This window comes from Gardnerella sp. Marseille-Q9691, from assembly GCF_046507715.1.
Taxonomy (GTDB): Bacteria; Actinomycetota; Actinomycetes; order Actinomycetales; family Bifidobacteriaceae; genus Bifidobacterium; species Bifidobacterium greenwoodii.
Window position 1 is genome coordinate 746,102 of record NZ_JBKFXI010000001.1, and the last position, 12,689, is coordinate 758,790.

Sequence of the window (12,689 nt, forward strand, 5' to 3'; positions counted from 1 at the left end):
TTTATCGGCCTCCTTTACGAGGCTCTAAGCCATAAGCTTCATCTTCAAGCCTGTTGAGCCAACGCTCAGGAATAGGACGGCACAATTCAACAGCGCGCAAACGAACTGAAGAAGAGCGAGTATTATGCTCAATCTCCTCTTTAGATGCTTTCATTGCGCCTCTTGTAAGAGACTTAAAGAAAGGCTGAGCATCTTCAGGAATAACAGGCATATTCGCTGGAACGTCAACTGTTAAACCCTTATTCATAAAGCGCTTAACAGTTGTGTCTTCCAAAGAATGGTAAGACTCAACTACAAGACGACCATGTTCACGAAGATGCAAAGCAATCTTTGGAAGCGTACGCTGAAGCTTATCTAACTCACCATTTACTTCAATACGCAAAGCTTGGAACACGCGCTTAGCTGGATTTCCGGCAGCACGGTGAGCCTTAGGAATCGCATCGTCAACTAAACGAACAAGCTGTCCAGAAGTTAAAAGAGGCTTATCTTCGCGAGTTTCAACAATTCGACGCGCAATAAGAGACGCAAAACGTTCTTCGCCATACTCGCGGAAAATTTTAGTTAATTCGCGAGCATCATATGTTGCTAAAATCGTTGCAGCAGTAGTTGATTGCGTAGTATCCATGCGCATATCAAGAGCGGTGTCGTGAGAGTAGGAGAAGCCGCGATCCGCTTCGTCAATTTGCAGGCTAGAAAGACCCAAATCCATAAAAGCTGCGTCAATTTTGTCAATATTATGCGCGCTTAAGACTGAGTCAATTTCGTCAAAAGCTGCGTGAGCTGGAATAAAACGATTTCCCAAACCTTCGTTACGCATGCGCTCTGTAGCTAAAGACAGCGCCTCAGAATCTCGATCAATTCCAATAAGAGTTGCAAAAGGTGCTGCTTTAAGAAATGCGGTGGCATGGCCGGCAAGACCTAGTGTGCAATCTACTACAATCGCGTCTTTATGCTGCAAAGCAGGAGTTACTAAATCGACGCAATCTTGCAATAAAACCGGAGCGTGTATGGCTGTAATATCTTGCATCACATCACCGCCGGAAGTACGTCGTCAGCAATATCGGCATAACCTTGCTCACGATCAGCAAGATAAGCTTCCCAAGCCGACTTATTCCAAATTTCAGCACGCGTACCAACACCAATAACAACGATTTCGTTGCCTAAACTGGCGTAATCCCTAAGCATTGGCGGCACAACAATACGACCTTGCTTATCTGGCTCTTCGTCAACAGCGCCAGAAAGAAAGACACGCAAATAATCACGAGCAGACTTATTGCTCATAGAAGTGCGCTGAATTTGCGTGGTCATGCGCTGAAACTCAGTCATTGGAAGCACGTAAACGCAACGCTCTTGGCCACGAGCCATAACAAAACCGCTTCCAAGTTGAGCGCGGAATTTTGCAGGAAGAGCCACGCGACCTTTATCGTCGATTTTCGGCGTGTAAGTTCCAAGCAAAATAGGAGCTAATGGCGAGGCCGCAGGATTTTGCGCATACTGAACAGGCTGCTGCATTGGCTGCTGTATTGGCTGCTGTATTGGCTGAACTGGCTGCTGAACATTAGAGGACGGTGCAATTGGCATAGCTGCAGCTTGAGTAGCTGAATTATAAGCGCCGGATGGAGTGGAGGTGAATGTCGGCGCCTGAATTGCTTGCTGAACAGCTGGCATAGAAGTTGAAGGCACTCCGTAAGAGTCCTGAGCGTGCTGCGAATGCTGAGGTTGAACAGGCTGAACATATGACGTAAGAATCTGCGGGGCTTCAGCTTGCAGTGGCATCTGCGTTTGCTGAGACATATCAGATTCAGTGGAGAAACCAGCCTGATTTACGGAATTCCTAGAGGCAGAATTGGCTTTATTCCGCGGTTGCTTATTAGCAGCACGACGTGCCATACTCCACCTCCTAACTCAACGCACACTATGCCATTTGCACGTTAGTCACCATTTTACCCCATTCCTCCCCAAAAATCCCCACTTTTTTGCAAAATTTTTGATTTTTTTTCAAAAAAGCACCACCGGAAATAAAAATGAGACCATAATGCAGAACGCAATCTGCAGCAGTGTCCCAAAACAAGCGAAATGAGACCCTCACGCAGAACGCAAACTGCATGAGGGCCTTAAAACAGCAAATAAAAGACCCTCACGCAGTACATTTCTGCATGAGGGTCTTAACAACTACAAATGCCGGAGAAAAAACTCCGGCAAATGTTTCATAAAAGCGTCAAAGTCGCTCGCGCTACAAGCGCGGCAAATACTTCTCCAGCTCAAAAGGCGTAACCTGGCGGCGGTATTCTTCCCACTCCTGGTGCTTATTACGCAAGAAATACTCAAAAGCATGCTCGCCTAATACGCTTGCCACAAAGTCCGAGCGCTCCATAATCTTCAAAGCTTCGTCCAAAGATTCTGGCAACGGCTGAATTCCCATAGCCTGACGCTCAGCATCAGTAAGCTCCCACACGTCGTCACTAGTTGGATCGCACAAAGTCATCTGCTTTTCAATACCATCCAAACCTGCAGCCAAAAGCACAGAGTAAGCAAGATACGGATTTGCCACAGGATCCAAAGCGCGGAATTCCATCCTGCAAGAATTGCCCTTTCCAGGCTTGTACTGCGGCACGCGAAGAAGCGCGGAACGGTTGCTATGACCCCAGCACACGTAGCTAGGAGCTTCCGCACCACCCCACAAGCGCTTATAAGAGTTCACATACTGATCAGTTACAGCGCAGATTTCCGAAGCGTGATGCAAAATGCCAGCCGCAAACTGACGCGCAATAAGCGACATATTAAACTCTTGACCAGCCTCATAGAAAGCGTTCGTATCTCCTTCGAACAAGCTCAAATGCGTGTGCATGCCAGATCCAGGCTGATCCGTTAGCGGCTTTGGCATAAAGCTTGCGTACATTCCGCGCTCAAGCGAAATTTCCTTGACTACAGTGCGGAAAGTCATAATATTGTCCGCTGTAGTAAGCGCATCTGCGTAACGCAAATCGATTTCGTTTTGACCAGGTCCGCCTTCGTGATGCGAGTATTCAACAGAAATACCCATCTGCTCCAGCATACTTACAGCATTCCTACGAAAGTCCATTGCCGAACTTCTAGGAACGTGATCAAAGTAGCCACCTTCGTCAATCGGCACAGGAGCTTTAGACCAATCATCTTGAGCTTCGAACAAATAAAACTCAATTTCAGGATGCACGTAAAAAGTAAAGCCCTTTTCCTTCGCTTTTGCGAGCGCAGTTTTAAGCACGTGACGAGGGTCTCCCAGCGAAGGCTCGCCATCAGGAGTTAAAACATCGCAGAACATGCGCGCTGTTCCTTCCGGACCTCCATGCCATGGAAGAATCTGGAAGGTTGATGGATCCGGCTTAACAATCATGTCGTCTTCCAAAACGCGCGTCATGCCTTCTATTGCCGAGCCGTCGAAGCCAATACCCTCTTCAAAAGCTGCCTCTAATTCAGCAGGGGCAATAGCAACGGATTTAAGCGTGCCAAGAACATCCGTAAACCAGAGTCGAATAAAACGCACGTCTCGCTCTTCAACAGTACGTAGAGCAAACTCTTGTTGTCTATCCATAAATCAGCCCCTTGGGTAGCATTTACCGCACTAATGTTGGCTTAAGCCAATTTGCGCAGTAATATTTATAAGCTCAATAAAATCAATAAGCTCGTTATGTATATTGTAGTGTATTCTTGCAAAATATTCTGCATGAATTTTAGCTATGAGCAATGAATTTACTTAATCGTAATGAATTGCAAACTATATGCTTATATTTATTAGCTAGTTTATTTTGCCGTATTTTTGGAATATTTTGTATGCTTCTAAGTCACTTAAATCGTCACTGTTGAACATTTCTAATCCACGTTTTTCAAGACTATCGGCGTTTTCCATGCAAATAGCAAGATCTTCAACATCTCTTGACCAAACAGCTAGTGCCATTGGAGCCACGATTTCTTGAGGATCTTTTGCAGCCTGGTAGATTTTTGCAGTTATTTTATCCGCGCGATTTGTAATAAGCATTACGTCCATGCCGAAGAAGAACTCCACAAATTTTTTCACGTCGTCTTCTGGGCCGTTTCCTTCCAGATTTTTCAGCACTGCAACAGAACCTTGTTCTTCCGAAAAGCATCGGGCGCTAACGTTTGCCATTTTGCAGAAGGCCGCAAGTAATTTCGCTGGCTCAACGTATGCGATTATCATTGCAACTTTTGCTTTGTTGCCAAGCAAACCTTGTAAATCTTCTTCAAAATTTGCTTCTTCAATTCCGCGCATTGCTTCTTCAATAGAATTATTTTCTTGATTATTTCTATTGGAATCGTCTAATAAATCTTCAGTATTTGAATTACTTTGATTTTCGTTTTCTTGAAATTCTTTTTCAAAGCCTGCAAGCGCGTTATCTAATTCGGCATCAGTAAAAGAAGCGCGTACTGAATCATCATTTTTAGCTTCGTTATTATTGCGCTCGTTATTATTGCGCTCATCACCATTGTTTGACATATTCGTTGTTTCCTCCCCTTTCAATGTAACTTCTTAAAGCATATCTAGTTTTATATTTTACCAAGTTAATACTGCATATTTTTACGCGCTCGGCAAGCAATTTGAGCCAAATACGATTTTCATTTCTGCGAACAGCGAAGTGTCACGCTTAACGCGGAAACGGTCGCCAAAAGTAAGAACTTGCGCACGTCCAGAATCGTCAAGTAAAGCCAAACGCACTTGGCAGCACCCAGGGTGACGACTTAAAATATTGCTCAACTCAGCCACATGACCTTTATCTAAAGCTTTGCGCGGAAGCACAATTGTTAACGGACGCTCATCAACCGACTCCAATGTTGGCACTTCAAACTCGGTTGCGCGCATAGACACAGTTTCATCACGCACCTCAACCTGACCGCGAATACGCACAACCTGGTCAATTGCAAGCTCCTGAGCCGAAGCTTCGTAAACTTTGCCAAAGAACATGCATTGTATTGAGCTTTCCATGTCTTCAACTGTGACAATCGCCCAAGCGTTACCTTTTCGAGACACTCGCCTATCTACGCTTGTAACAAGACCCGCAATAGTTACTTGCTGACCGTCGCTCATAGTTCTTGCGCGGTCAATTAGTTGAGCGATTGACATTTCTCGCAAATCTGCCAAAACTGCAGACAATCCGCTTAGTGGATGATCAGAAACGTACAATCCTAACATTTCGCGCTCAAAATTAAGCTTCGTTTTTTTATCCCACTCTTCAACATCCGGCACAGTGATTTGCATATCTCCCAAACCAGCGTCGTCAGATGAATCAGAAGACGAGTCTACGTCTGCAAATAAGTCAAACTGACCTTCTGCCTGCTTGCGTTTAAGCGCAATCACAGAGTCTATTGCAGGGTCGCAAATTTGCAATAGAGCACGACGATTTGGATCAATCGAATCAAAAGCTCCAGCTTTAATAAGAGATTCCACTAAGCGACGATTCAGCGCACTAATTGGCACGCGCTTTACAAAGTCCATAAAGTTTACGAATCTGCCGCGTCCAGCTTCACGCTCGGAAATAATGTCGTTTACAGCCTTGTCTCCAACGTTACGAATAGCACCCAAGCCAAAGCGCACAACATCTCCAACTGCAGAATATTCAAGAACGGACTCGTTAACATCCGGCTGCAAAACTTGAATACCCATGCGCCTTGCCTCGCCCAAATACAGTGCAGTTTTGTCTTTATTCGTGCGCTCGTTTTGTAGCAAAGCTGCCATAAATTCCACAGGATAATGCGTTTTTAAGTATGCCGTCCAGTAAGAAATTAATCCGTAAGCTGCAGAGTGAGCTTTGTTAAACGCGTAGCCGGAGAACGGAACCAAAACATCCCACACAGCTTGTGCAGCTTCTTCAGAATATCCGTGCGCTTTCATACCTTCAAAGAACGGAACCTGCTCTTTTGCCAGCACTTCCGGCTTCTTCTTACCCATTGCTCGACGCAAAACATCTGCCTTACCAAGACTGTATCCTGCCAAAATACGCGCAGCAGACTGCACCTGCTCCTGGTAAACAATCAAACCGTAAGTTTCGTCCAAAACTTCCTTAAGAGGCTTTTCAACTTCCGGATGAATTGGAATAATATCTTGCAAACCGTTCTTGCGCTTAGCGTAATTCGTATGCGAATCCATATCCATAGGACCAGGCCTATAAAGCGCAATCAAAGCCGAAATATCGTTGAAATTATCTGGTTTTAAAGTACGCAGAAGCGCGCGCATGCCGTCGGAATCAAGCTGGAATACGCCTAAAGTATCTCCCCTAGAAAGAAGCTGATACGTTGGCTTATCGTCCAATGGAATTTTCGTATAGTCAATCGGCTCTTTTCCATTATTTTTAATATTTCGCAACGTGTCGCGAATAACAGTCAAGTTGGAAAGACCCAAAAAGTCCATTTTTACAAGACCGAGCGTTTCACAAGTGTGATACTCGAAAGTTGTTGTAATCGTGCCATCAGTGCGCTCAAGAAGCGGAGAAGTGTTTGTGATTGGCTCCGAGCCCATGATTGTTGCGCAAGCATGAACACCGGTTTGACGAATCAAACCTTCAATACCTTTTGCTTCTTCCGTAATACGATGCGTATCTGGATCCGTATCGTACATTTCGCGAAACTCGCGCGCTTCAGCGTAACGCTTGTTTTTTTCGTCGAAAATATCGTGCAAGCTCATATCTTTGCCGTTTTTAGCAGGCGGAAGAACTTTCGTAATTTTTTCGCCTACTGAAAACTCATATCCCATAATACGCGCGGAATCTTTAAGAGCCTGCTTCGTTTTAATAGTTCCGTAAATAACGCACTGAGCGACCTTATCTCTTCCGTATTTTTCGCCCACGTATTCAAGAACTTTGGCCCTGCCATCCGGGTCAAAATCGACGTCAATATCTGGCAAAGATACGCGCTCCGGGTTTAAGAAGCGTTCAAAAATAAGGCCGTGCTTCATAGGATCAAGCTCAGTAATGCCCATTGCGTACGCAACCATAGCGCCTGCAGCAGAACCACGACCAGGGCCAACCATCACTCCATGCGCTTTAGCCCAGTTAATATAGTCTGCAACAACCAAAAAGTAGCCGCAGAACTGCATTTGGCAAATCACACCGCACTCGTAATCAGCCTGCTTTAACACTTCCATTGGAATGTTGTTGTTGTAGCGACGCTCCAAGCCTTCCTCAACTTTTTTAAGGAATAGCGAAGTCTCATCCCAACCTTCCGGGCAGTCAAATTGCGGCATAAAAGCGCCATCTTCACCGTCGTCAAACATAACATTGCAGCGTCGAGCAATCTCAAGCGTATTGTCACAAGCTTCAGGAAACTCTTTAAAAAGATCGCGCATTTGCTCAGCGGACTTCAAATAGTATCCGGAACCGTCAAACTTAAAACGGTCAGGATCATCAAGCCTAGAGCCTGAATTAATGCAAAGCATAGCATCTTGAGCTTCGCGATCTTCTTCGTGAACGTAATGCAAATCGTTCGTTGCAAGAAGAGGAGCATTAAGCTTTTTAGCAATCTCAAGCAAGTCTTTTGTTACGCGAGTTTCGATTGAAAGCCCATGATTCATAAGCTCAATAAAGAAATTGTCACGCCCAAAAATATCTTGAAACTCTCCGGCCGCACGCAAAGCTTCTTTAAACTGACCTAAGCGAAGACGCGTTTGAATAATTCCAGAAGGGCATCCAGAAGAGGCGATTACGCCTTTTGAGTAGGTTGAAAGCACGTCTTTATCCATACGCGGGTAGCGCATAACTCTACCTTCAAGATTCGCCACGGACGAAGCTTTAAGAAGATTTGTTAAGCCTTCATCGTTTTGCGCCCACAAAGTCATGTGAGTAATTAAGCCGCCGCCGGAAACATCGTCTGCACGCTGATCTTCCGTACCCCAGTGCACGCGGCTTTTATCTTGCCTTGCAGTTTCAGGAGTAACATACGCTTCAATACCAATAATCGGCTTAATTCCAGCTTTTACGGCCGTACTCCACATTTCGTACGCACCGTGCATGTTTCCGTGATCTGTAATAGCAACAGCCGGCATGCCCAACTCTTTAGCACGATTAACTAAATCAGGGATTTTCGACGCACCATCAAGAAGCGAATAGTGCGTATGATTGTGCAAATGTACGAAGTTGGTTTCCGGCTGAGTCATAAATGATATTCTATAAGCGAAAGCTGACCGAAAAATGCAAAAACGCTACTTTGATAATTCTCGCATAGCTTCTAAAGCGTGTTGCAAATCAGAAGGATAATTCGACTTTACTTTAATCAATTTTCCCGTTCTAGGATGCGTAAAAATAAGCTCAATAGAATGAAGCCACTGCCTTGTTAAACCAAGCTTTTTAGCCAAAACCGGGTTCGCTCCATACATTGAGTCGCCAACCAAAGGGTGACCAATCGACGTAAAATGCACGCGTATTTGATGAGTGCGGCCCGTTTCCAAATTAACACTTGCTAAAGTTGCTTGACCAAAGCGTTCAAGAACATCCCAATGCGTAACAGCAGGTTTTCCACTTGGCGTGATTGTGAAACGAAAATCCGAAACTTTTGCGCGACCAATTGGAGCTTCGATTGTTGCTTTATTTTGCGTTAAGTCGCCTTGAACAAGCGCATGATACGTTTTTTTAACAGTGTGATTTGCAAACTGCTTTTTCATTTCTTCATACGCTAAATCTGTTCTGCAAACAAGCATTAGGCCGCTTGTGCCAGCATCAAGACGACTTACAATACCACGACGATTTTCGTCTCCAGCAGTAGCAGAAATACTAATTCCGCGCTTTTCTAAAGTCTCTCCCACTGTTGGGCCACACCAGCCTTGAGCTTGGTGAGCGGCCATTCCAACCGGCTTATCTACAACTACAATATCTTCGTCTTTATAAGCGATTGTCATGCTTTCTTCGATTGCTTGATTTTGTAGCTGTAGTTCTATTTGATTATTTTGATGACTTTCGTCTTGAAGCACATCATTTTCGCAACTATTTTCAGCAAAATCTTCGCCAACTAAATCATCGAATATTATTTCGTCACTACTAAGCAAAAGTGCAGATTTATTTGCTTTACGATTAGCAATACGCACGGTTCCGTTAGAAACAAGATCGCTTGCTTTTGAACGCGAAATATTGCGCAATTTTGAAACTGCAACGTCAAAACGGCAACCAACTAAATCTTCAGGAACCGGCATACTGCTTTGCATAATTAATTGTTGCTTTCGTCAGTATTTTTGGCAGTGCCTTCGGCAGCGTTTTCGGCATCGTTTTCGGAAGTATTTTCGGCAGCGCTTTCGTCAGCGCCTTCATCAGCGCTTTCGTCATCACTTTCGCCAGGCTTAAACGGAGTTTCAAACAAAATCAAGCCAACAAACCAAATGCCTGCAATAGCAAGAATAATATCCGCAACGTTACCAACTGACCAACCGTAGTTAATAAAGTCAACAACTTTGCCGTCCAAAAAATGTTCGGCATAAATTGCGCGATCAATCAAATTGCCAAAAGCGCCGGAAAATGCTAAAGACAGCACAATCGTCCACTGCAACGATTTTGTGCGACGAACTGCAGCAAGCATAGCTACACAAGCCAAAATCGCCACTATGCTAATAAAACTAGTTAATCCAGAGCCTAGACCAAACGAAGCACCGCCATTTCGCACAAGCGAAAGCATTAAGGAATTAGGAATACAAACAATCTGCTTTCCGTACTGTAAAGCGCTAAGAGCCCACAGTTTGCTAAGGCGATCTACAACAAGCCCAACAATAACAATAAGTGCAAAAACGGCTACGCGAGTACGTAGCCGTTTCACACGCACATCTCTATGCGTCAATTTTTATCCGATCTGTAAATAAAAATAGCATCGGCTTAAAGCGCGCAAACATTTAAAAGTTACGCCATTTAAAAGTTACGCGCTTTAAGAAGAAAACTACTCTTGCTTATCCTCATTGGAAGCTTGCTTCTGACCAAGAGCAGCATACGCGTTTTCGTCAGAAACCTGAGCAACCAACTGACCAAGGAAGTCAGTCAAGCGAGTGCGATACTCAGTCTCAAACTGCTTGAGGCTCTGAATATTGCCTTCAATAACCTGAGTCTGCTTCTCAAGATTCTCGCGCACCTGACGAGCATAAGCGTCGGCAGCGGTGCGTGTTGTAGAATCATAGTCTGCAGCGCGGTGCTGTACTTCGGACTCGTACTGATCAGCCTGATCGTGAGTCTGCTTAGCATAATCGTCAGCAGCCTGACGAACCTTACCAGAGTAAGCATCAGCCTCATTGTGAGCACGTGCAGAATAATCATCAGCATCGCCACGAGTCTGCTTATTGTACTCATCTGCCTCAGAACGAGTACGCTCAGAATACTCATCAGCTTTAGCAACTGTTTCGTTATAACGAGCCTGGCTCTCTTCAACAATCTGCTGAGCCTTAGCCTTGCCCTTATCAACGTACTGATCGTGCAATTGCATTGCAAGAGTCAACATAGCAGTTGCGCGCTCTGGCTCAGAACCCTGGGCATCAGCACCAGCGCCAGCAATCTTCTGCAAGCTACCAGTTTCAGTATTTGGCTCCATCTTAGAAACTTGTTGACGAAGCTGCTCTTCACGCTGACGAGATTCTTCAAGCTGCTTAGAAAGCTCCTGAACCTTAGCGTTTTCCTGCTGGGTAACAACAAGCTGCTGACGAACAGTTTCAAGCTCACGACCCAAGTTTTCGCTATTTGCACGGAAGTCATCGCGCTCGCGAGTAACAGCTTCAAGTTCCTTCTGAACCTGATCCGCGTTATCCGCTTTAGCGGTTTGAGCAGTAAGCTGATCAACCTGAGCACCCAAGCCATCCAACTGCTCCTTAAGCTGTTGGTTTTGAGCGGTAAGAGCACGGTTGCTTTCTTCAGCTTCACGCAACTTAGTTTCAGTCGCCTCAAGCTTTTCAGCAGATTCATTAGATCCGCCCTGCTGCTTAGCAGCGTTACGCAACGTTTCATTTTCTTGAGTTAAGGACTCAACTTTAGAAGTCAACTCAGCAATCTTGGTATTCAAGCCCGCAACATCGCGGCCGAGGGATTGTGTGGAAGCACCAAGTCCCTGCACTGCCTGCTGACCAAGCGCTTCTATTGTTTCTGTAACTTGATCGAGAAATTCGTCAACCTCGTCAACGTCATATCCTCCCTTGAAACGTACAATCTGGAAGGTATGCTCTCGAATGTCCTTAGGCGTCAACAGAGTCATATGCTTTACACCTCGCTTTTGGGACGCATCTCATTGATATATATCTATTCGATGCTATCACGTACGCAGAAAATTAGGGCAAATAATGCGAAAATTTATGCGCAAAACGCCGATTTTATAAAAAACTGCGTATTAAACAGCACACAAATTTATAGTTCAGTTTGGCGAGATATAATTACAACGATTACACAAAGATACAAAATTAAGAAGAAAGGTCAATAATGACTGTTCTTGTTACAGGCGGATGCGGTTACATTGGAGCACACGTAGTTCACGCCTTACATAAAATAAATCAGAATGTTGTTGTAGTAGACGATTTAAGCTACGGAAAGCCTACTAGAATCGAAGGCGCCCGACTTTATGGCATGGATATTGCATCTCCAGATGCCGGGGCACGTCTTGCGCAAATTATGAAGGACGAGAATGTTGATTCCGTAATTCATTTTGCTGCCAGAAAGCAGGTTGGCGAGTCCGTTGAAAAGCCGCTTTGGTATTACCAGCAGAATATTAACGGCATGCTTAATGTTCTTGAAGGCATGAAAGATAGCGGAGTAAAGAAGCTCGTATTCTCGTCTTCTGCAGCAACTTACGGCGTTCCACCTGTTGATGTTGTGCCAGAAGACGTTGTTCCTATGCTTCCAATCAACCCTTACGGACAAACTAAGCTTTTTGGCGAGTGGATGGCGCGCGCTTGCGAGCACACATACGGCATTCGCTTCTGCGCACTGCGTTACTTCAATGTTGCAGGCTGCGGTCCTGTTGAATTAGAAGATCCTGCAATTTTGAACCTGATTCCTATGCTTTTTGAACGTTTGCAACGCGGTAAAGCTCCTGCTATTTTTGGCGACGACTACCCTACTGCCGATGGCACTTGCATTCGTGACTACATTCACGTTTCGGATTTGGCAGACGCTCACCTTGAAGCGCTTAAGTATTTGGATTTGGACAATCGCAAGTACGACGCTTTTAATGTTGGAACTGGTAAAGGCACTTCCGTTCGAGAAATTGTTGAAGAAGTGCGAAAAGTTACAGGCCTTCCATTTAAGGAAACTGTGCTGGATCGCCGAGCAGGAGACCCTCCTCAGCTTATTGGCAGCCCGAAGCGCATTAATGAGGAAATGGGCTGGTATGCTCGCTACGACGTTAAGGATATTGTGGAATCTGCTTGGGCAGCTTGGCAAGCAAATCCTGAACATCATGTTGATGTTGAATCGTGGAAGCAGATTGACTAGTAGACTGACTAGATAAAGCAAAACGCGCGACAAAACTGCCGCGCGTTTTTTGTTTGTGGCTCCGAGCGGGATCGATCCGCTGACCTAGCGATTTTCAGTCGCTCGCTCTACCAACTGAGCTACAGAGCCATGATGAATAAAAAACCCGGCGAACCGGGCCTTTACTAATCGCGACCCCGGCCGGACTTGAACCGGTGACCTCCGCCGTGACAGGGCGGCGCTCTAACCAACTGAGCTACGGGGCCGTGGCTTATTCTCTCG

9 protein-coding genes and 2 tRNA genes are annotated in these 12,689 nt (G+C 45.2%); 1 reads left to right on the forward strand and 10 read right to left on the reverse strand.

Annotation, left to right across the window (positions count from 1 at the left end; translation table 11 throughout):
* Position 1: 1 nt before the first annotated feature.
* From rsmH to ACLD6A_RS03060, 8 genes are all read right to left on the reverse strand, one after another.
* On the reverse strand, positions 2 to 1,027 hold the full coding sequence (gene rsmH, locus ACLD6A_RS03025) for a 16S rRNA (cytosine(1402)-N(4))-methyltransferase RsmH (RefSeq protein ID WP_410313546.1): 1,026 nt from the start codon (positions 1,025 to 1,027) through the stop codon (positions 2 to 4).
* Complete coding sequence (gene mraZ / locus ACLD6A_RS03030) at positions 1,027 to 1,890, reverse strand: division/cell wall cluster transcriptional repressor MraZ (protein ID WP_410313547.1); 864 nt, start codon at positions 1,888 to 1,890, stop codon at positions 1,027 to 1,029. Before mraZ ends, rsmH begins: the two co-directional genes overlap by 1 nt.
* Before the next feature lie 343 nt (positions 1,891 to 2,233).
* Entirely contained in the window at positions 2,234 to 3,571 is a 1,338-nt protein-coding gene (gene glnA, locus ACLD6A_RS03035) for a type I glutamate--ammonia ligase (protein WP_410313548.1), read from the reverse strand.
* Positions 3,572 to 3,775: 204 nt separating this feature from the next.
* A complete protein-coding gene (locus tag ACLD6A_RS03040) occupies positions 3,776 to 4,492 on the reverse strand; it encodes a hypothetical protein (RefSeq protein ID WP_410313549.1) in 717 nt (238 codons plus the stop codon).
* A gap of 81 nt (positions 4,493 to 4,573) precedes the next feature.
* Positions 4,574 to 8,140: a DNA polymerase III subunit alpha gene (gene dnaE, locus ACLD6A_RS03045; protein WP_410313550.1), complete on the reverse strand. Its 3,567-nt coding sequence runs from the start codon at positions 8,138 to 8,140 to the stop codon at positions 4,574 to 4,576.
* A 45-nt stretch (positions 8,141 to 8,185) separates the two neighbouring features.
* Positions 8,186 to 9,181, reverse strand: a complete 996-nt coding sequence (locus tag ACLD6A_RS03050) for an RluA family pseudouridine synthase (RefSeq protein WP_410313551.1) — start codon at positions 9,179 to 9,181, stop codon at positions 8,186 to 8,188.
* A 2-nt stretch (positions 9,182 to 9,183) separates the two neighbouring features.
* Entirely contained in the window at positions 9,184 to 9,783 is a 600-nt protein-coding gene (locus tag ACLD6A_RS03055) for a signal peptidase II (protein WP_410313552.1), read from the reverse strand.
* 117 nt (positions 9,784 to 9,900) lie between these two features.
* Entirely contained in the window at positions 9,901 to 11,196 is a 1,296-nt protein-coding gene (locus ACLD6A_RS03060) for a DivIVA domain-containing protein (protein ID WP_410313553.1), read from the reverse strand.
* A 221-nt stretch (positions 11,197 to 11,417) separates the two neighbouring features.
* On the opposite strand from ACLD6A_RS03060, the gene galE reads away from it, so the two are divergent.
* A complete protein-coding gene (gene galE, locus ACLD6A_RS03065) occupies positions 11,418 to 12,428 on the forward strand; it encodes a UDP-glucose 4-epimerase GalE (RefSeq protein WP_410313554.1) in 1,011 nt (336 codons plus the stop codon).
* Positions 12,429 to 12,484: 56 nt separating this feature from the next.
* Here galE and ACLD6A_RS03070 read toward each other — a convergent pair.
* Positions 12,485 to 12,557, reverse strand: a tRNA-Phe gene (locus ACLD6A_RS03070).
* Between the two features lie 42 nt (positions 12,558 to 12,599).
* Positions 12,600 to 12,673, reverse strand: a tRNA-Asp gene (locus ACLD6A_RS03075).
* Positions 12,674 to 12,689 lie beyond the last annotated feature (16 nt).